The organism is Delftia sp. ASV31, from assembly GCF_016428765.1.
GTDB lineage: Bacteria > Pseudomonadota > Gammaproteobacteria > Burkholderiales > Burkholderiaceae_C > Comamonas > Comamonas acidovorans.
The window spans coordinates 1-19,842 of the sequence record NZ_JAELTK010000061.1 but is presented as its reverse complement, the minus strand read 5'-3'; the positions used below and the strand labels follow the sequence as shown (position 1 = coordinate 19,842).

Sequence of the window (19,842 nt, the reverse complement as noted above, 5' to 3'; positions counted from 1 at the left end):
TGAGCAAAGAAAAGCGCCCGAATGTCCGCGACCCCTTCGCTTCGCTGCGGGGCAACCTGCGCCGTGGCGGTTGCGGGGTTCGCCGTGAAACTCACTTCGCGCTGCGCGCTACGTTCAAACAATCACGGCGAGTCAGATGACGAAGCAGTCCTGTCCTTCGGCAGGACTGCAACCCCGCAACCACCACGGCGCAGGCGCTGACATACGGGGAGTTGGCCCGGGCCTTCGCTGCGCTCGGCCTGGGGCTTCGGGGCGCTTGCCTTCTTGAAAGCCTCTATCATTGCGGCAGCCCCCTGTTCAGGGGCTGGTGCGTAAGAACACCCAACCATTGAGCGGTGCGGCCTCCCCGTTAAGGAGGCCTTGTCACGTCTGATTTCCGGAGCGTGGGCGCAAGCCTGCGTCCCTGCGGTTTCGGGCGGGATGGGGCTACCCGTAAGGGCGTCCGCGCGTCTCAGTGCGTGTTCTTAACATCCCGTCCACCTGTCTGTGCGTAAGAACACAGTCTCGTGGCTTCGTCCTACTGAGGAGTACGAAACCATGCATGGCATTTCTTCTTTTGCCTTCCCCTCCACCTATCAAGCGCCTCACTCTGGCGCGTCTGCCGTGGGAGGGGTTGCGCCATGAGTACCGCTTCCACAACCCTGACCCAGCCCACGCCGCAGCAGTTGAGCCATGCCGTGACCGAGATCGGCCGGCTGACGCTGCAAGGCAGCAGCGAGGTGTATTCGCTGGGCCAGCTGGCGCTGGCCTGGCTGGAGCGGCCCGAGGGCCATCGCAATCTGGAGGTGGTGGCCAATGCGCTGCAGGCCATTTGCGGGGCTGCGCAGCGGATGGAGGAGCTGGTGGAGGACGAGGTGAGCTACGTGCATTGCCTGCAGGAGGATCCGGCGTATCTGCGGCGGATGGCTGCGGCTTCGGCGGCGTTTGAGCGCTGATTCTCTTTGCAAGCCCTGTCGGGCCTTCGCTTCGCTTGGCCTGAGGCTTCAGCCCAGGACGTTCTTCAGCAGCGTCTTTTCCTGCTCCGTGAGGGCGGCGATGCATTCGTCGCCCAGGGCCTGCAGCAGCCGGGTGCTGTCGGCGTTGGCGATGTCCAGGCCCAGGCGCTTTTGCTGGGCTGCGGGCTGCGTGAAGTTCAGGCGCAGGTAGCTGCTGGTGCCCAGTTCCTGGCGGGCCGCCTTGACGGCCTGGACCTCCTGGGCGGCCATGACCAGGTCCAGCAGGGGCTTGACCAGGGTCAGCCCGCGCCGGGGCATGGCCACGGGGTCCTGGCCCTGCTGGGGGTTGGCGGTGCCTATGCTGATCATCACGATGTCGGCCGCCGGCCCCCAGAGCTGGCGTGCGGCCTGCAGGGCCAGCAGGTCGGGCGCGTTGGCGGCGAGTCCGCCGTCCACGAAGACATGGCCTGCTGCGGCGTGCGCGGGAAAGTAGGTGGGGGCGGCCGATGAGGCCAGCATGGCGTCCATCAGCGTCAGGCCCAGCCGGTCCCTGTCGGGCAGGGCGCCGCTGGCCAGCACGTGCAGCTGCGATGAATTCCAGTTCACGGCGGGCAGCAGCAGCGGCACCTGCAGTTGCCCCAGGGCGGACTGCTCCGCTTGCGGCATGGCCTCCTTGATCGCTGCGCGCAGCGGGGCGCTGTCATAGAGCGCCTTGCCCATGGCCTGGCGCAGGCCGGGCAGCCATTTGGAGGGAAAGATGGCGGGGCCATGGTCCAGCAGCAGCTGCTTGATGCGCGCGGGCTGGCAGCCGCTGGCCAGGGCGGTGGCGATGATGGCGCCGATGGAGGTGCCGGCGAACAGGTCCACTTTCTCCAGCAGGTCGCCGTTGCCGAATTCGCGGTGGATGCGCTCCAGCACATGGGCGCTGAACAGGCCGCGATAGCCGCCGCCCGACAGGCTCAGGACGACCCGGCGCCGGCGCAGGCCCTGGCGCACCGCGCTGGACAGGGGCGGTACGTCGAAGTCCATCACAGCGCGTGCACGGCAACGCCCCGGGCGGCGGCCTGCGCCAGGTAGAGGTTGGCGGGCTCGGTGTAGCAGACCTTGAGCAGGTCGGCCGTGGCGATGAGCAGCCGCAGGTCCTGCGCCAGGGGCGCCGTGCCCTGCGGGCCCTGGCTGTCCAGCGGCGCGAAGTTGCGCCATTCGATGAAGCGCTCCAGCACCTTGTTGTCCACGCTGGTCAGCATGGAGGCGCCTTCGGCCCGCAGGTTGGCATACAGCGCATCGAGCAGGGAGAACCATTCGTTGCGGTCACGCAGGTCGTGGAATGCCTCGGCCACGGCCGCCTTGGCGATGGCCATGGACAGGTCGCTGACGATGCAGTCCAGCGGCCGGATGGTGGAGAACCACTCCAGGGTTGCGGGTTCCTGGTTCGCCATCCACAGCAGGCAGCGCGGGCCCAGCAGGTAGCGGCTCATGGCGCGCGCCGGGCGGGTACGTCGATATCGCCGCGCGCCCCGGACATCTGCGCAGCGGACAGATCCATGGCCTGGCGCGGCAGTGGCAGCGATCTGCAGATGTCGGCCACCGTGCGGGGGGCGCGCTCGTTGGCGGACAGGGCCACCATGTGCTCCTCGCTGACGATCACGTAGCGCTTGCGGCCCTGGGAGATGAGGGCCACCCCGTCGTGATCGGCCTGTTTGAGCACCGCGCCGTACTGCGCCTTGAAGACCGAGATCGGCATGGGCGTGGTGTTGCGCGGCATGGCCGATCCGACCTGATGGCTCAGGTCCCGCAGGGCGCGGTTCAGCGGGTCGCGTTCGCCCTCGGGCAAGGCAGCGTCGGTGCGGGCGGAGAAATGGGACGGCATGGTCGACCTTTCTGGTCAGGTTGTGCTGCCATTGTTGGTCAGACTGACCAGGGTGTCAATTGTGGCCATGGCAGGCCCCTGCGGCGCCCCCGCAAGGCGCCGGTCCGCACTTGTACCCAGCCGCGTCTGCGCTACACTTGCCCGCTATGTTCATTCATCGCATGTTCATTGCAGGTTGTGGAGACCGGGGAGCCTGGCCCTGGCGCAAGCCTGTCCAACTGAACAGCTGAAGCACCCGGGGCGCGACCCGGCGTGCACCCGAGGCCCCACGGGCCAATCGAATGAATCGGCGCAATCCATACGCAGCCCGCACCCACACCAGGTCTGCCAGCGCCACGCAATCCGGAGTCTTTCCCCGTGATCACCGAACTCGAATTCAAGAGCCTTGCTGCGCAGGGCTACAACCGCATCCCTCTGATGGTCGAGGCGTTTGCGGACCTCGAAACCCCCCTGTCCCTCTACCTCAAGCTGGCCCATGCGGGCGGTGACGGCAAGCACAGCTTTTTGCTGGAGTCCGTGGTGGGCGGCGAGCGCTTCGGGCGCTACAGCTTCATCGGCCTGCCTGCACGCACGCTGCTGCGCGCCAGCGGCTTCGGCGAGGCGGCATGCACCGAGGTGGTGACCGATGGCCAGGTGGTGGAGACGGCCAAGGGCAATCCGCTGGATTTCATCGCTGCCTACCAAAAGCGCTTCAAGGTGGCACTGCGCCCGGGGCTGCCGCGTTTTTGCGGCGGGCTGGCCGGCTACTTCGGCTACGACGCCGTGCGCTACATCGAGAAGAAGCTGGAAGATTCCTGCCCGCCCGATACGCTCAACTGCCCCGACATCCTGCTGCTGCAGTGCGAGGAAGTGGCGGTGATCGACAACCTGTCGGGCAAGCTGTACCTGATCGTCTATGCCAACCCCGGCGAGAGCGAGGCCTATACGCGCGCCAAGAAGCGGCTGCGGCAGTTGAAGGATCTGCTGCGCTACTCGGTCAGCGCGCCGCAGATCAAGGCCGGCGAGAGCCATCCGGCCCAGCGCAGCTTTGCCAAGGAAGACTACCTGGCGGCCGTGGAGAAGGCCAAGGAGCTGATCGCCGCGGGCGACTTCATGCAGGTGCAGGTGGGCCAGCGCATCCACAAGCGCTTCACGGCCAGCCCCTTGAGCCTGTACCGCGCGCTGCGATCGCTCAATCCCAGCCCCTACATGTACTACTACCACCTGGGCGATTTCCATGTGGTGGGCGCCAGCCCCGAGATCCTGGTGCGCCAGGAGAACACGGACGAGGGCCAGAAGGTCACCATCCGCCCGCTGGCCGGCACGCGCCCGCGCGGCGCCACGCCCGAGGCCGACAAGGCCACCGAAAAGGAACTGGTGGCCGACCCCAAGGAACGCGCCGAGCACGTGATGCTGATCGACCTGGCGCGCAACGACATCGGCCGCATCGCCAAGACGGGCAGCGTCAAGGTGACCGAGGCCTTTGCCGTGGAGCGCTACAGCCACGTGATGCACATCGTCAGCAACGTGGAGGGCGTCCTGCGCGAGGGCATGGACAACATGGACGTGTTCAAGGCCACCTTCCCGGCCGGCACGCTGACGGGCGCGCCCAAGGTGCATGCCATGGAGGTCATCGACCAGCTGGAGCCCACCAAGCGCGGCATCTACGGCGGCGCCTGCGGCTACCTGAGCTTTGCGGGCGACATGGACCTGGCGATTGCCATCCGCACGGGCGTGATCAAGGACGGCACGCTCTACGTGCAGGCCGCCGCCGGCGTGGTGGCCGATTCCGTGCCCGAGATGGAATGGAAAGAGACCGAGCACAAGGCCCGCGCACTGATGCGCGCGGCCGAGCTGGTGGAGGAAGGACTGGAATGAGCACGGACCGCGCCAAGCAGGCCATCGACCTGGTGCAGCACTGCACCGACATGCTGGATGTGCGCCGCAATGTGGATGCGCTGGACGATGTGCTGGTGCCGCTGCTGGTCACGCGCATGGGCTACATGCAGCAGGCCGCGCGCATCAAGGCCGATGCGGCCCAGGTGCGCGACGAGGGCCGCATCGAGGCCATCGTGCGCCGCGTGCGCGAGCGCACGGCCGCCGAGGGCGGCCAGCCCGACATGATGGAGGCGGTGTACCGCCACCTCATGGAGGAATGCATTGCCTACGAGCACCGCGAGTTCGCGCGGCTGCGCGAAGGCGGTGCGCAGGACGATCGTTCCTAGGGCCTGTTCCCACTCATGCGGGGATCGCGTTGCCCGGCAGCCAGCGCAGCGCATGGCGCGCTGCCACCCATTCCTCGTTCGTGGGCTCCACGCCCACGGTGACGGCGCTGCCGGTGGCCGAGATCACGGCCGCATCGCGCGCATTGGCCTCGGCGTCCAGCCGCAGGCCCAGAAAACCCAGGCCCTCGCACACGCGCCGCCGTATCTCGGCGCTGTGCTCGCCCACGCCTGCGGTGAACACCAGCAGGTCCAGGCCGCCCAGCACGGCGACCAGGGCGCCGATCTCGCGCACGATGCGCCGCACGTACAGGGCCAGCGCATCGCGCGCGCGCTCGGCCTGGGCATCTGCGCCCGACTCCAGCGGCAGCAGCACGCGCGGCTCGGACGAGGTGCCCGAGACGCCCAGCAGGCCGGACTCGTGGTACAGGATGCGGCCCACTTCCTGCAGGCTGAGCTTTTCGATTTCCATCAGGTAGATCACGGCGCCGGGGTCCAGCGCGCCGGTGCGCGTGCCCATCATCAGGCCGTCCAGCGCAGAGAACCCCATGGTCGTCGCCACGCTGTGCAGGCCCTGCATGGCGCACAGGCTGGCGCCGCTGCCCAGGTGGGCCACCAGGGTGCGCCCGCGTGCCAGGTCGCCATGGCGCTCGGGCAGGGCGGTGGCCATGTATTCGTAGGACAGGCCGTGGAAGCCGTAGCGGCGCAGCCCGCGCTCCCAGGCCGCGTGCGGCAGGGGCAGCAGTTGCTCGACCTTGGGCAGCGTGTGGTGGAAGGCGGTGTCGAAGCAGGCCACCTGCACCAGTTCGGGCCGCTCGCGCAGCAGGATGTCCATGGCCTCCAGCGCAAAGGGCTGGTGCAGCGGCGCCAGCGGGATGAAGGCCTTGAGATCGGCCAGCACGCCGGCATCGACGCGCACGGGCTCGAAGTAGCGGCTGCCGCCGTGCACCACGCGGTGGGCGACGGCGGCCACGCGGGCGCCGTCCAGCTGCGCCAGGCGCGCGGTGATGCGCTCGCGGATCAGCTGCAGCGCGGCGCGGTAGGGGTGGGCGGCATCCAGGGCAATGGCAAAGGGCGGCACGCCGCTCTCGCCGAAGTCGGGCGCGGGCCCGCCTATGCCCTGGACCTTGCCGTTCCACAGCGGCTTGCGCGGCAGCGGGCGCTGGGCACCGTCGAAGACGGCGAACTTGATGCTGGACGAGCCGCAGTTGAGCACCACGACCAGTTCGCGGGCGGCAGGGGAGGCGGTGTGGGCAGGGATCATGGCGGGGAGTTCCGGTAGCGGTGGGCCAGCAGCAAGGCGATGGCGCAGGAGGCGATGCGCGAGGCGCGGCTGTCGGCGCGGCTGGTCAGGATCACGGGCACCTTGGCGCCCATGACGATGCCGGCGCTGGCCGCCTCGCCCATGTACATGAGCTGCTTGGCCAGCATGTTGCCGCTTTCCAGGTCGGGCACGACCAGGATGTCGGCCTGGCCCGCCACGGGCGAATCGATGCCCTTGGTGCGCGCGGCGGCCATGGACACGGCGTTGTCGAAGGCCAGCGGCCCGTCGAGCACGCCGCCTTCGATCTGGCCCCGGTCGGCCATCTTGCACAGCGCGGCGGCGTCCAGCGTGGCCGGCATGTGCGGGCTCACGGTCTCCACGGCGGCCAGGATGGCGACCTTGGGCTCGGGCACGCCGATGGCATGGGCCAGGGCGATGGCGTTGCGCACGATGTCGGCCTTTTGCTGCAGGTCGGGCGCGAGGTTGATGGCCGCGTCGGTGACGATGAAGGGGCGCGGATAGTGCGGCGTCTGCAGCACGAAGCAGTGGCTGACGCGGCGCTTGGTGCGCAGGCCGGCGGCGGCGGCCACGACCTCGGCCATGAGCTCGTCCGTGTGCAGGCTGCCTTTCATGATGGCCTCGACCTCGCCGCAGGCGGCCAGCTCGGCGCCGCGCGTGGCGGCGGCGTGGCTGTGCGGCACGTCCTCGATGCGCAGGCCGCCCAGGTCCAGCCCGTGCTCGGCCGCCACGGCCTCCAGCCGCGCGCGCGGGGCCACCAGCACGGGGTCGATCAGGCCTTCGCGGCGCGCGTCCAGCGCGGCCGAGAGGCTGGGCTCGTCGCAGGGATGGACCACGGCCACGCGGATGGGCGGCAGGCCGGCCACATGGGCCAGCAGGCGCTGCAGGCCGTCGCGTCCACCGGCTTCCAGGCGGATCTCGGGCAGGCTGGTGCGCTGGCGCTCGATGTGGCGCGCAGGCGCATGCACGGTGGCCTGGCCCTCGATCACGGCGGCGCCATGCTGGTTGGTGCAGGCCACGGCCAGCGTGACCTGGCGCTGCTCGGCCTGCTTGGCCAGCACCTCCACGCGCACGGTCAGCCGGTCGCCTGCGGCAAGCGGCGCCAGAAAGCGCAGCGTCTGGCCGACCAGGGTGGTGCCTGTGCCGGGCAGGCGCGTGCCCAGCACCGAGGCCAGCAGCATGCCGCCCCACATGCCGTGGGCGATCAGGGCCGTGTCGTCATCGTCGGCGCCGGCAACCGTGCCGGCACCGGCACCGGCAGCGGCACCGGCAGCGGCACCAGCGCCGTCGGCCACGGCCGCGCCCGACAGGGCGGCAAAGAGGCGCAGGTCCTGGGTGCTCAGCGTGCGTTCCAGGCTGGCGCTGTCGCCCACGTCCAGCTCGTCAAAGCTGTGGTTGCGCAGCAGGGCCAGGTCTTCGGGCGGCAGGGCCGCATCGGAATCGGGGGAGAGGTTCATCGCTTTTTCCGGGGGCTGGGGTGTGCGCGGCTGGCCTGGGCGCGTGCGGGGCGCTTGGCGGCAGGCGTGGAGTCGGGAACAGGTGCGGGCTCGGGTGCCGGTTCAGGAGCTGCAGCAGGAGCGGCCACGGGAGCCGCAACAGGAGCGGTCAGAGGAGCTGCCGAAGGTGCCGTCACGGGTGCCGTCACAGGAACCGTCACAGGTGCGGGTTCAGGCTCGGCCGCCGAGGCTGGCGCGATGGCCGGGTGCCGCTCGGCCTGCTCTTTCGCCTGCCTGGACTCGGCCGCCTCCAGCGCCTGCACGAAATGCCCCATGGCCTGCAGCAGGCGCTGGTGCTCGGCATCGCTGAGGTTGCCGCCCTGGTTGGCCAGCTCGTCCACCGTGGTCATGCCCCAGCGGATGTCGGCGGCGGGCGAGGCGGCCAGCAACCGGGGGATGGCGGCCATGGCGGCGTCGGGCTCGCGCTGCATCAGCAGGGCCTGGCGGCGCACGATGCGGCGGAACTGCGCCATGTCGGGCGGCACGCCGCCCAGGTGGTCCTGCAGCAGCCGCCAGGCGTGGCGGAAGTGGCGTTCATCGGCCTCGCCGCGTGCGCGCAGCACGTGGAACAGGGCGCGGATGACGGCCTCGTACAGCCCGCCCTGTGCCACGCTTTCGTGCAGCCGCGCCAGCTCCTGGCGCATGTACTGGCAGTGCTCGGGCGATTCGCCGGGGTGCGGGCGCGGCGGGCCGTCGTCCTGCCGGCTCTGGCCGGCCAGGGCCTGGACCAGGGGCGAGCCATAGATGGCGTGGAACAGCCGCGCCTGCATGGCATCGCGCTGGTCGCGGTAGGTGTCGAGCAGATGCACCACGGCCTGCGACATGGCCTGCTGCGCCTTCAGGAAGGGGTTGTCGGGCTCGACGGGGTGGCGGTCCTCGCGCGCATGCTCGGCGGCCTGGGCCACGACGGGTGCCAGCGGGTGCGAGTCCGACCAGCATTCATAGCCCACGCGCAGCGGGTGCATGGCCTGCAGCCAGCGCGCAGACAGCGGCGTGGACAGCGCCTGCACCCAGGGCTGCACGGTGTTGCGGTACAGGGCCAGGTTGATTTCGGAGACGCGCGCGGCAGCGGCGAAATGGCGCTCGCTTTCGGGGTCGGGCCGGACGATGGAGCGCACCTCGGCCAGGTCGCTGCGGCGGATCTTCATCAGGTAGGCGTCGTCGGTCAGGTCCTGTGCCGGCACACCGGCCGGGCGGTCGGCGATCTCGGCGCGGTAGATGCCGGCGGGCAGCAGGTCGATGATGTCGATGTGCGCCGCGAACTCGCGGTGCTCCTTGCGGCCCACGGCGCCCGAGACAAAGATGCCCAGGTGGCCGATGCTGTCATGCGTGGCGAAGACGATGGTCTGGTCGTGGGCGGCAATGTCCTCGTCGTCGCGGTACAGGTCGGTGATCCAGCCCAGGGCCTGGCCCGGCGGCGTGATGTTGTCGCCATGCGAGCAGAACACCACGATGGGCGAGCGGATGTTGCGCAGGTCGATGCGCACGCCGTCCGAGGTCGTCAGCTCGGCCGTGGCCAGCCGGTTGCCGATGAACAGGTTGTCCACGATGTACTGCATCTCGCGGCCTTCCAGGAAGACATAGCCGCCCCAGTACTTCTCGAAGCCCAGGTAGCGCGGCCCCTCGGTGTCCACGTCGGCATAGACCTGGTACTGCTTTTCCCACAGCGTGTTGGCGGGGTTGAGGTTCTCGAAGTTCTGCACCAGCCATGCGCCGTCGAAGCGGCCCGCGCCCAGGTCGCTGGTCAGCGCCGTCATCCAGCTGCCGCCCATGAGGCCGCCGCCATAGCGCATGGGGTTGTCGCCGGCCCAGTACGACAGCGGCGCGCCGGCCACGATGATGGGGCCGAACAGCTCGGGCCAGACGGCGGCCGTCATGAGGATCTGCCAGCCGGCCTGGCAGTTGCCGATGACGGCGGGCTTTCCCCGGCTCTCGGGGTGCAGCTCGGCGACCTTGCGCACGAACTGGGCCTCGGCGCGCATCACGTCCTCGACGGTCTGGCCGGGCACGGGGTCGGGCAGGAAGCCCACGAAGTAGCAGGGATGGCCGGCCTTGAGCGCGGCGCCGATCTCGCTGTCGGGCTTGAAGCCGCCGATGCCGGGGCCGTGGCCCGCGCGCGGATCGACGACGATGAAGGGGCGCTTGGCCGGGTCGATGACCGTGCCCTCCATGGGCGCGATGCGTGCCAGGCCGTAGTTGACGGGGCGCGGCAGGTCCAGGCCCGACATCACGATCTCGGCCCGGAAGCTCAGCACATTGGGCACTTCCTCGGCCAGATGCTCGCGGTACTGGTTGCCGCGCTGGCGCCGGATGTCGGCATACAGCAGCGAGCGCTGCCAGGCATCGGTGGCGTATTGCGCGGCTGCCTGCGACAGCTTCATCGGATCGCCCCACATCCCTCCCACGTCCACGGTGCCGTGGCTCTGCAGGTTCTCGTTCATCTGGCCCACTCCTTTACCGGCATGTCATGCCCTGCTCTTAGATTGCGTGTGATTGCTTGTGGCTGGGTGCGGATGGCCGCCCCGCGCCCATGCGGCCCCGAACCTGCGGGACCGCATGGCGGCTTCCTTGGGGCCCGTCAGCCCTGGGCTGTGGTGTCGCGGGCCGTTTCGGCGGCGGCTGCCGCAATGGGCTGCTGCGCCGCATGGGCGGGCTGGGCCACGGACTGCACGGCCGAGGTCCAGCGGGCGAGCAGGTCGCTCCACGGCACGGCGGTGTCGGCTGCGCCCTGGGTGCTGTTGCCCAGCGTGGCTGCCACCTGTTGCTGCCAGTCGTGCACGGCCTGCTGCACGCCCTGGGCCAGGGTGATCTGGCTGGCCATGGCGGTCTGGGCCAGGGCCTGGGCATGGCCCATGCGCAGGTGGGCGTGGCGCCAGAAGGCCTGGGCGGGCAGGGTGGCCAGCTCCTGCCAGCTGCTGGTCTGCTGCACGCCCTCGATCTCGCTGCCGGTCTCGGCGATGCGCTCGGGGCCGTTGCGTGCGGCATGCTCCAGCCACTGTTGGCCGCTTTCCTGCAGCAGCCGGCTCAGGTGCAGCTGCAGTTCAAGCTGTGCCTTGAGCAGATGGAGGGGAATGGTCTGTGCGCTCATATGAAACTCCTTGCTGGTTGAGATGGAAAGATGCCTTGGCGGCGGGAACGAAATCAGGCCATCTGGCTGATGGTCTTGCGAAAACGGGTGAGCGTGAGGGCGAACAGCACGGAGCCGATCGCGGCCAGCGCGAGGAAGGGCTTCCAGACCACGTCCAGCCCCGCTCCGCGGTAGAGGATGGCCTGCGACAGCTCGACAAAGTGGGTGGTCGGCGCGGCCAGCATGATGTTCTGCACCAGCTGCGGCATGCTTTCGCGCGGCGTCATGGCGCCCGACAGCAGCTGCAGCGGCAGCAGCACGAGCACCAGCAGCATGCCGAACTGTGGCATGTTGCGCGCCAGCGTGGCAAGGAAGATCCCCAGCGACGTTGTGGCGAACAGGCACAGCGCGGCCCCCGCCAGGAACAGCGGCAGCGAGCCTTCGATGGGAACGCCCAGGGCGCCGCGCACCACGAGGTTGAGCGAGGCAAAGGCGGTGACCAGCACGACCAGTCCCATGGACCATATCTTGGCCAGCATGATCTCGGTCGGTGTCACCGGCATGACCAGCAGGTGCTCCACCGTGCCGTGCTCGCGCTCGCGGATCAGGGCCGCGCCCGTGAGGATGATGGACAGCATGGTCACGTTGTTGATGATCTGCATCAGCCCGCCGAACCAGACCTTGTCCAGCGCCGGATTGAAGCGCGCGCGCACCACCAGGTCCACGGGCAGGGCGGTGGCGCCCCGAAAGCGCCGCACGAACTCGCTGACCTCGGCCGTGACGATCTGCTGCACATAGCTGTTGCCCGTGAAGGCCTGGCTCATGCGCGTGGCGTCCACGTTCAGCTGCAGCTCGGGGGCGCGGCCCGCCAGCACGTCGCGCTGGAAGTTGGGCGGGATGTTGAGCACGAAGGTATAGGTGCCCGAGTCCATGCCCGGGTCCATCTGCGTGCGGTCGATCATGGCCGGCGGCGCGAACTGCGGCGGATAGAAGGCGCCCGCGATGCGCTGCGACAGCGGCGAGCCGTCCTCGTCCACGATGGCGATGGGCGCGTTGTGCAGGCTCTCGGGCATGGCCGTGGCCGCCGTGTAGATGGAGACCGTGAACACATAGGCGATGAGCACCAGCAGCACGGGGTCGCGCCACAGGCTCCACAGCTCCTTGACGCCCAGCCGGTAGATGTTGGAGAAAAGGCGGGTGCGCATGTCAGCTCTCCTGCTTTCTGGTCAGTGCAATGGCCAGCCCCAGGATCACCGGCACGGACAGCAGCAGCGGCCCGAACGAGCCGGCCAGCTCCCGAAATCCCAGCGCCTTGCTGAACACGCCGCGGCTGATGGCGATCATGTGGCTGGCCGGATAGACCTCGCCGATGATGCGGCCCGCCCCCTCCAGCGAGGACACGGGATCGACCAGGCCTGCGAACTGCGTGGTGGGGATCAGCGTGCCGATCAGCACCAGGAACATCGAGGCGATCTGGCTGCGCGTCAGCGTGGAGGCCAGCAGGCCGAAGCCCGTGGAGGCGCCGCTGAAGATCAGCGCCGCCAGGGCCAGCGTGGCAAAGCTGCCCGTCACGGGAACGCCGAACAGGGTGACGGCCATCAGGCACATCAGCAGGAAGTTCAGCATGGCCAGCACCACATAGGGCAGTTGCTTGCCCAACAGGAATTCGGTGCGCGTGACCGGCGTGACGTAGAGGTTGGTGATGGAGCCGCTTTCCTTCTCGCGCACCACGGCCAGCGCCGTCAGCATGGCCGGCAAAAGCAGCAGCAGCAGGGGCATGACGGCCGGCACCATGGCCGGCAGGCTGCGCACGTCGGGGTTGTAGCGAAAGCGCGTCTGGATGTCGATGAGGCCGGCTGGCGTCACACCCAGGCGCTCGCGGGCCTGCTCGGTCAGCCAGTGCTGGTGGATGCCCTGCAGGTAGCCGCGCACGGTCTCGGCGCGCGTGGGCATGGCGCCGTCGAACCAGGCGCCCACCTGCACGGAGCCGCCGCGCAGCACATCGCGCGCAAAGCCCGGCGGGATCTCGATGGCCAGGGTCAGCTCGCCGCTGCGCATGCGGCGGTCCAGTGCGTCGTAGTCGGTCAGCGGCGGCTGCTCGATGAAGTAGCGCGAGCCCGACAGGCTCATCGCATAGCTGCGGCTGATGGTGGTCTGGTCGCGGTCCAGCACGGCAAAGCGCAGGTCCTCCACGTCCAGGCTGATGCCGTAGCCCATCACGAACATCAGGATCAGCGAGCCCACCAGGGCCAGCGTGGCGCGCACCGGGTCGCGCTGCAGCTCCAGCGCTTCGCGCCAGACATAGCTGAGCATGCGCTGGGCGCTGAAATGGCGGCGGCGCGCAGTGTGCGTTTCCACGGCAGCGGGGGCGGCAGGCGCGGCCTGCTGTTCCTCGGCCGGGGCCTCGCCGCCACCGGCCTCGACCAGGTAGCCGATGAAGGCTTCCTCCAGCGTGGCCGCGCCGCGCTTGGCCACCAGGCGCGCGGGCGTGTCGCTGTCCAGCACCTTGCCCGCATGCATCATGGACATGCGGTCGCAGCGCTCGGCCTCGTTCATGAAGTGGGTGGAGATGAAGATGGTCACGCGGTCGCGCCGCGACAGCTCCACCAGCAGGCGCCAGAAGCCGTCGCGCGCCACGGGGTCCACGCCCGAGGTGGGCTCGTCCAGGATGAGCAGCTCGGGCTTGTGCACCATGGCCACGGCCAGCGACAGGCGCTGGCGCATGCCCAGCGGCAGGGCGGCCGGCAGGCTGTGCTGCGCGGCCTGCAGGTCAAAGCGCTGCAGCATCTCGGCCACGCGCGCGGGAATGTCCGCCTCGGGCACGCCGAACAGGCGCGCGTGCAGCACCAGGTTCTGGTGCACGGTCAGCTCGCCATACAGCGAGAACGCCTGGGTCATGTAGCCCACGCGGCGGCGCGTGTCGATGTCGCGCGGGTCCACGGGCTGGCCGAACAGCCAGGCCTGGCCCTCGCTGGCCGGCAGCAGGCCGGTCAGCATCTTCATGGTGGTGCTCTTGCCGCAGCCGTTGGAGCCCAGGAAGCCGAAGATCTCGCCGCGGCGGATGCGGAAGGACACATGGTCCACGGCGACGAAGTCGCCAAATCGCATGGTCAGGTCCCTGGCCTCGATGGCGATGTCGTCCTCGCCGCCCTCGGGCAGGGGGGCAATGGTCACGGGCGCATGGCCGCGCTTTTTCTCTTCGGGCAGCAGGGCGATGAAGGCCTCTTCCAGCGAGCGGCTGTCCGTGCGCTGCAGCAGCTCGGCCGGCGTGCCCGTGGCCAGCACGCGGCCCTCGTCCATGGCCACCAGCCAGTCGAAGCGCTGGGCCTCGTCCATGTAGGCCGTGGCCACCAGCACGCTCATGCCGGGGCGCTGGCGGCGGATGCGCGCGATCAGGTCCCAGAACTGGGCGCGCGCCAGCGGGTCCACGCCCGTGGTGGGCTCGTCAAGAATGAGCAGGTCGGGGTCGTGGATCAGCGCGCAGCACAGGCCCAGCTTCTGCTTCATGCCGCCCGACAGCTTGCCGGCCGGCCGCTCCAGGAATTTGCGCAGGCCCGTGGCCTGGGTGAGGTCGTCGATGCGACGGCGCCGCTCGGCCGCATCATGGCCGAACAGGCGCGCGAAGAACTGCAGGTTCTCCTCCACCGACAGCGTGGGATAGAGGTTGCGCCCCAGGCCCTGCGGCATGTAGGCCACGCGCGGGCAGACGGCCTCGCGGTGCCGGCGCTGGGCCATGTCGCCGCCCAGCACCTCGACGCTGCCTTCCTGGATCTTGCGTGCCCCGGAGATCAGCGCCATGAGGCTGGACTTGCCCACGCCGTCCGGCCCGATCAGGCCGACCATGCGGCCTTCGGGAATGTCCAGGTCGATGCCCGCCAGCGCCTCGACCTGGCCATAGCGCTGGTGCACGCCCTTCAGGCGCACGACCCAGCCGCTGGCATGGGGCGTCGTGCTCTCGCTCATTGCGCGGGCTGGGCTGGCAGCTTGATGGCCAGGTTGGCGGGCCACTCATGGCTGGCATCGGTGCGCAGCCAGGCCATGCCGGGCACGCCGGTCTTGACCTGTTCCAGATGGCGGCGCAGCAGCTCCGGCGGGATCTGGGCGCGCACGCGGAACATCAGCTTCTGGCGCTCGCTGGCGGTCTCCACGGTCTTGGGCGTGAACTGGGCCTGGCTGGCGACGAAGGAGACGCGGGCCGGGATCACGTACTCGGGCGCGGCGTCCAGCACCAGGCGCACCTCGCTGCCCAGGGCGATGCGGCCGGCTGCAGTTTCCGGCACGAAGAAGGTCATGTAGACATCGGACAGGTCCAGCAGGTTGAGCACGCGCCCGCCTGCGCCCAGCACTTCGCCGGGTTGGGCCACGCGCAGCTGCACGCGGCCGTCGCGCGGGGCCTTGAGCACGCCGTCGTCGATGTCGGCCTGCACGCGCGCCACCGTGGCCGTGGCGGCCTGCACCTGGGAGCGCACGCCCACCACCTGGGCCTCGGCCGCCTTCACGGCGGCCTGGGCAGCGGCGGCCTGGGCACGCGTGGCGGCCAGCGCCGCCTCGCTGCCGCGCACGCGGGCGCGGTCGTCATCGAGCTCCTGCACCGAAGAGGCGCCCTCGCGCGCCAGCGTTTCCGAGCGCTTGAAGCGGCGCTGCGCGGCGTCCACCTCGGTCTCGCGCTGCACGATCAGGGCCTGGGCGGCGGCCAGGTCGCTGCGGCGCAGGGTGACCTGGGCCTCGGCCGCGGCCACGCTGTGCTCGGCCTGCTGGCGCATGGCGTCGGCTTCCTGGCGCTGGGCGCGCAGGGTGTCGATCTGCATGCGCGCCACGGGCTGGCCGGCCTGCACGAAGTCGCCCTCGCGCACCAGGATTTCCTCCACGCGGCCGGGCAGCTTGGTGGAGATGTCGATCTCGGTGGCCTCGACCCGGCCGTTGCTGCCGACGAAGCCCTCGCCCGGGCCCTTGGGCGTGAAGGTCTTCCAGGCCCACCAGGCCACGAGGGCCAGGACCGCCACGGCGGCGATCGGCACGATCTTGTTCTTCAGAGAGGTGTTCTTGTCCATGGGCGGGTCCGGAGGCTTCAGGAATTCGGGGGATCGGCAGGCGTGGCCGGCAGGGTGGCGGGCTGCGCGGCAGGTTCGGCGCCGCTGCCGCCGCCCAGGGCGGCATACAGGCCCACCTGGCTGGACAGCAGGGCGCGCCGCGCCTGCACCAGTTGCTGGCGTGCGGCCAGCAGGTCGCGCTGGGCGTCCAGCACCTCCAGGTAGGCGGCCGAGCCGTTGTCGTAGCGCAGCTGCGCCAGCCGCGCGCGCTCGGCCTGGGCCTGCACGGCGGTGCGCTGCACGGTGATCTGCTCGGACAGCCAGCGGCGCGCGGCCAGGCCGTCGGCCACCTCGCGGAAGGCGGTCTGGATGGCTTTCTCGTACTGGGCCACGGCCATGTCGCTGCGGATCTCGCCCAGCTCCAGGTTGGCGCGGCGCCGGCCGCCGTCGAAGATGGGCAGGGACACCGTGGGCACGAAGGCCCAGGCGCGGCTGCCGCCGTCGAACAGGCCGTCGAGTTCGGCGCTGGCCGTGCCCCAGCGGGCCGTGAGCGCAATGCGCGGGAAGAAGGCGGCGCGCGCCGCGCCGATCTGGGCCCGGGCCGCGCGCAGCTGGTGCTCGGCGGCGGCAATGTCGGGCCGCGCCGTGAGCAGTTCCGAGGGCAGGCCCGGCCGCAGCTCGGCCAGCACCAGGGCGTCGTCAAAGGGTGCGGCGGCGGGCAGCGGGCCCGGGTGGGCGCCGACCAGCTGGGCCAGGGCGTGCAACTGCTGCGCGCGTGCCAGCTCCAGCTGGGCCAGCAGGGCTTGCGCCTGGGTCAGCAGGGTCTGGACCTGGGCCAGCTGCAGGCGCGAGCTGGCGCCCACGGCCTCGCGGCGCGTGAAGATGCGAAAGGATTCCTGGCGCGTGGCCAGCGTCTCGCGCGCAATGGCCACGCGCTCGTCCAGCTCGCGCAGGCCCAGGTAGCCATCGGCCACCTGGGCGATCAGCGCGGTCTGCACCGCGTGGCGGCCCGCATCGCTGGCCAGCCAGGTCTGCAGGGCCGCGTCCTTGAGGCTGCGCACGCGGCCCCACAGGTCCAGCTCCCAGCTGCTGAAGCCGACCTCGGCGCGGTACTCGCCGCTGACCACGGAGCGGCCCGAGAGGTTGAGGTCGCCAGGCACGCGCGCCCGCGCGGCCTGGCCGCCCACGCCAATGGCCGGGAACAGCTCGGAGCGCTGGATCTGGAAGGCCGCGCGCGCCTCTTCGGCGCGCAGCGCGGCCACGCGCAGGTCGCGGTTGTGCTCCAGCGCGGTGGCGATCAGCTGGCGCAGCACGGGGTCGGTGAAGTACTCGCGCCAGGGCAGGCCGGCGGCGGCGACACCCTGGGCGCCCGCCTGCAGATGGGCAGGCCAGGCCTCGGGCGTGGGCAGGGGCGGCGGCTCGTGCGGCGGCGCCAGGGAGGCACATCCCGCCAGGGCGGTGGCCAGTGCGGCTGCCAGCGCGGCGGCGGCGGTTCGGGGGAATGGGAGGGTCATCTGCAGTGCTGCGGGGTGCCGGTGCGGCAGCCGCTAGTTGAGGATGTGGTGGCCGCCATCGACATACAGCGTGCAGCCCGTGATGGCGCGCGCCCCGTCCGAGGCCAGGAAGGCGCACAGCGGCCCCACGTCGTCGGGCCGCAGCTCGCCGGCAATGGGCGAGCGGCGCACGCTGTCGGCCACGAGTTCATCGAAAGCGGCAATGCCCGAGGCCGCGCGCGTGGCGATGGGCCCGGGCGAGACGGCATTGACGCGTATGCGCGAGGGGCCGAGCTCGGCCGCCAGGTAGCGCGTGGTGGACTCCAGCGCGGCCTTGACCGGGCCCATGATTCCGTAGTGCGGCATGACCTCGCTGGCGCCCAGGTAGCTCAGCGTCATGAGGCTGCCGCCGCTGGCGGCCATCAGCGGCTCGGCCAGGTGCGCCATGCGGATGAAGGAGTGGCAGGAGATGTCCATGGCCAGCGCAAAGCCCTCGCGGGAGCTGTCCACCACGCGGCCCTGCAGGTCCTTGCGCGGGGCGTAGGCCACGGCGTGCAGCACGAAGTCCAGCCGGCCCCAGCGCACGGCGGCGGCATCGAACAGTGCGCGCATCTGCTCGTCGTCGCCCACGTCCAGCGGCATGCGCAGCTCGGCACCGATCTCGTCGAGCAGGGGCTCCACATGCACACGGGCCTTGTCGTTCTGCCAGGTCGCGCCGATCTCGGCGCCCGTCGCGTGCATGGCCCGGGCACAGGCCCAGGCAATGCTGTCGCGGTTGGCGATGCCGACGATCAGGCCCTTTTTGCCAGCCAATAGCGTCATCTCGAATGCTCCAGATCAGAAGGTCTGCCGGGAAACAGGCCGCCTTGGGGCGGCTTCGTCAGGAATCACGGGGCATGGCGCGGCATTGCCGACATATGCGCCACGGCGAATGTTTGTATTTCCTGTGACTACGAAGCTTTTGATAGCTTGTTTTGATGCATGCAAATCAAAGGTTTGCATGCCAATATCGTCTCCTGGTCTTTTTCATTCTATCTATGTTGCACTGCAGCGACCGATTTTGGCGATGCCGTTTCGTTATATCGATGCAGTTCACTCCATAGTCTTGACTCAGGTCAAAGAGAGCGGCGTCAATGAGATGACGTCGCTTGCCGCCGGTCGCTTTGCCCAGTAGAGCAATGGTGTCTTCTTGCGCCAACAGCCGAACATTCCCTGTATTGGCCGGATTTCAATGAATACAAGGTATTCACACCATATTGGTGCACGGGAGGTAAAGAAAACCGGAAATCTGCCGATGGTCCATGAACAGAGAAAATCCCCTGCCTGCAAAGGCCTGGGGCCGCCATTCAGTCAAGACAAGACCGAAGGAAGACGATCAATCCATGACCAGCATTTCATCCACCGGCGCCAGCTTTGCCGCCAGCGCAGCGGGCATGCGGCCCACGGTGTCCGTGAGGTCGTCAGCGACCACGGCAGCTGCTGCACCCGCCGACCCGGGCACGCAGGTCACGCTGGGCCAGTCCACAGGGTCCAGCGTCATCTATGCCAAACCGCAGCCCGTGGAACCGGGTCAGTTCAGGCTGACCCGGGCCTGGGCCTCGCAAGACAGGGACGACCTCAGCACCCTGATGGCGCGCAACCTGGGCCTGGGCCCGTCGGCCAGCCTGGCCGACCGCTGGCGCGGCCTGGGCGGCGCCCTGCTGTCGCGCTTTGCGGCCACGCCGTCGGACTACCAACAGACGGTGGCGGAGTACCAGGCGCCCACGGCGGCCGACTCCGTCGCAGGCAGCGCGGATGCGCAGGCCCTGGACAAGTCCGCACTGAGCGATGTGTCCGTGGGCGCTGCCACCGTGAGCCTGAAGATCCGCACGCAATCGGGCCAGACCGTGGAGCTGCGGATTGCCACGAACGACGGCAGCGAAGCGGGCAGCAGCAGCGGGCTGCGGGTCGAGGTCAAGAGTTCCGGCACCTTGAGCCAGGCCGAGAGTGCGGCCATTGCCCAGCTGGCCGACGGGCTGGACGAAGCGCTGGAGGGCCTGGGAAAGCCGGGCAAGCCCCAGCTGGAACTGGGCAAGCTGATGGACTTCGACCGCAGCGTGCTGTCCGGCCTGGACCTGGACATCAAGAACCCCAAGCCTTCGCAGCCCCTGTCCTCGTTCAGCCTGCATGTGGGCGCCGATGGCCGATCGGTGGCGATGAAGGGCGCGGCGGGCGAGCTGGCCGTCAACCTGCAGTCCGATGCCCCCGTGGGCGCCAGCGCTTCGCAGCGCCAGGCCGCGCTGGACCAGCATCTGAAGCGCTTTGATGCCGCCGCGCAGCGCGGCCGTGCGGATGCGGCGCTGGTGGACATGTTCAAGAGTGCCTTCAGTCAGCTGCACAACGCGCAGGCGCCGGCCGCACCGGGCGCCATCGCCGCACCGGGCGCCATCGCCGCACTCGCCGGGCTGGAGCGTTCCGTGCAGTCCCTG

General features: G+C 69.7%; 16 protein-coding genes. 4 read left to right on the top strand and 12 right to left on the bottom strand.

Features of this window, described 5'->3' with window-relative positions; genetic code table 11:
• Window positions 1-620: 620 nt before the first annotated feature.
• Window positions 621-935 (top strand): hypothetical protein, encoded by a 315-nt coding sequence (locus tag JHD82_RS20145; RefSeq protein ID WP_034389625.1) that lies wholly within the window; start codon window positions 621-623, stop codon window positions 933-935.
• A gap of 48 nt (window positions 936-983) precedes the next feature.
• On the opposite strand, the gene JHD82_RS20140 is transcribed toward JHD82_RS20145, so the two are convergent.
• The 3 genes from JHD82_RS20140 to JHD82_RS20130 are packed head-to-tail and all read right to left on the bottom strand — an operon-like array spanning window position 984 to window position 2,805.
• Entirely contained in the window at window positions 984-1,964 is a 981-nt protein-coding gene (locus tag JHD82_RS20140; RefSeq protein WP_013804689.1) for a CBASS cGAMP-activated phospholipase, read from the bottom strand.
• The gene (locus tag JHD82_RS20135; RefSeq protein ID WP_199138368.1) at window positions 1,964-2,413 is read right to left on the bottom strand and encodes a hypothetical protein; all 450 of its coding nucleotides are present in this window, start codon (window positions 2,411-2,413) and stop codon (window positions 1,964-1,966) included. Before JHD82_RS20135 ends, JHD82_RS20140 begins: the two co-directional genes overlap by 1 nt.
• Complete coding sequence (locus tag JHD82_RS20130) at window positions 2,410-2,805, bottom strand: hypothetical protein (protein WP_063327577.1); 396 nt, start codon at window positions 2,803-2,805, stop codon at window positions 2,410-2,412. The genes JHD82_RS20135 and JHD82_RS20130 overlap by 4 nt, the downstream gene beginning before the upstream one ends.
• Window positions 2,806-3,162: 357 nt before the next feature.
• Here JHD82_RS20130 and trpE point away from each other — a divergent pair, with 357 nt between their 5' ends.
• Both trpE and JHD82_RS20120 read left to right on the top strand, forming a co-directional pair.
• Complete coding sequence (gene trpE, locus JHD82_RS20125; RefSeq protein ID WP_199138366.1) at window positions 3,163-4,662, top strand: anthranilate synthase component I; 1,500 nt, start codon at window positions 3,163-3,165, stop codon at window positions 4,660-4,662.
• On the top strand, window positions 4,659-5,009 hold the full coding sequence (locus tag JHD82_RS20120; RefSeq protein ID WP_016449526.1) for a chorismate mutase: 351 nt from the start codon (window positions 4,659-4,661) through the stop codon (window positions 5,007-5,009). Before trpE ends, JHD82_RS20120 begins: the two co-directional genes overlap by 4 nt.
• Window positions 5,010-5,022: 13 nt before the next feature.
• On the opposite strand, the gene JHD82_RS20115 is transcribed toward JHD82_RS20120, so the two are convergent.
• From JHD82_RS20115 to fabI, 9 genes are all read right to left on the bottom strand, one after another.
• The gene (locus tag JHD82_RS20115; protein WP_199138364.1) at window positions 5,023-6,270 is read right to left on the bottom strand and encodes an acetate/propionate family kinase; all 1,248 of its coding nucleotides are present in this window, start codon (window positions 6,268-6,270) and stop codon (window positions 5,023-5,025) included.
• A complete protein-coding gene (locus JHD82_RS20110) occupies window positions 6,267-7,745 on the bottom strand; it encodes a bifunctional enoyl-CoA hydratase/phosphate acetyltransferase (protein WP_199138362.1) in 1,479 nt (492 codons plus the stop codon). The genes JHD82_RS20115 and JHD82_RS20110 overlap by 4 nt, the downstream gene beginning before the upstream one ends.
• Window positions 7,742-10,225, bottom strand: a complete 2,484-nt coding sequence (locus JHD82_RS20105; RefSeq protein ID WP_199138360.1) for a DUF3141 domain-containing protein — start codon at window positions 10,223-10,225, stop codon at window positions 7,742-7,744. The genes JHD82_RS20110 and JHD82_RS20105 overlap by 4 nt, the downstream gene beginning before the upstream one ends.
• Before the next feature lie 137 nt (window positions 10,226-10,362).
• Entirely contained in the window at window positions 10,363-10,872 is a 510-nt protein-coding gene (locus JHD82_RS20100; protein WP_088165732.1) for a hypothetical protein, read from the bottom strand.
• 53 nt (window positions 10,873-10,925) lie between these two features.
• Window positions 10,926-12,056 (bottom strand): ABC transporter permease, encoded by a 1,131-nt coding sequence (locus JHD82_RS20095; protein WP_199138358.1) that lies wholly within the window; start codon window positions 12,054-12,056, stop codon window positions 10,926-10,928.
• A 1-nt stretch (window position 12,057) separates the two neighbouring features.
• Window positions 12,058-14,814 (bottom strand): ribosome-associated ATPase/putative transporter RbbA, encoded by a 2,757-nt coding sequence (rbbA, locus tag JHD82_RS20090; RefSeq protein WP_063327573.1) that lies wholly within the window; start codon window positions 14,812-14,814, stop codon window positions 12,058-12,060.
• Window positions 14,811-15,902, bottom strand: a complete 1,092-nt coding sequence (locus JHD82_RS20085; protein ID WP_012202692.1) for an HlyD family secretion protein — start codon at window positions 15,900-15,902, stop codon at window positions 14,811-14,813. The genes rbbA and JHD82_RS20085 overlap by 4 nt, the downstream gene beginning before the upstream one ends.
• A 17-nt stretch (window positions 15,903-15,919) precedes the next feature.
• Window positions 15,920-17,395, bottom strand: a complete 1,476-nt coding sequence (locus JHD82_RS20080; RefSeq protein ID WP_199138356.1) for an efflux transporter outer membrane subunit — start codon at window positions 17,393-17,395, stop codon at window positions 15,920-15,922.
• A gap of 33 nt (window positions 17,396-17,428) precedes the next feature.
• Entirely contained in the window at window positions 17,429-18,196 is a 768-nt protein-coding gene (gene fabI / locus JHD82_RS20075) for an enoyl-ACP reductase FabI (protein WP_199138354.1), read from the bottom strand.
• A gap of 560 nt (window positions 18,197-18,756) precedes the next feature.
• Here fabI and JHD82_RS20070 point away from each other — a divergent pair.
• Window positions 18,757-19,842, top strand: a 1,086-nt coding sequence (locus tag JHD82_RS20070) for a hypothetical protein (RefSeq protein ID WP_199138352.1), incomplete at its 3' end; no start/stop codon positions are given.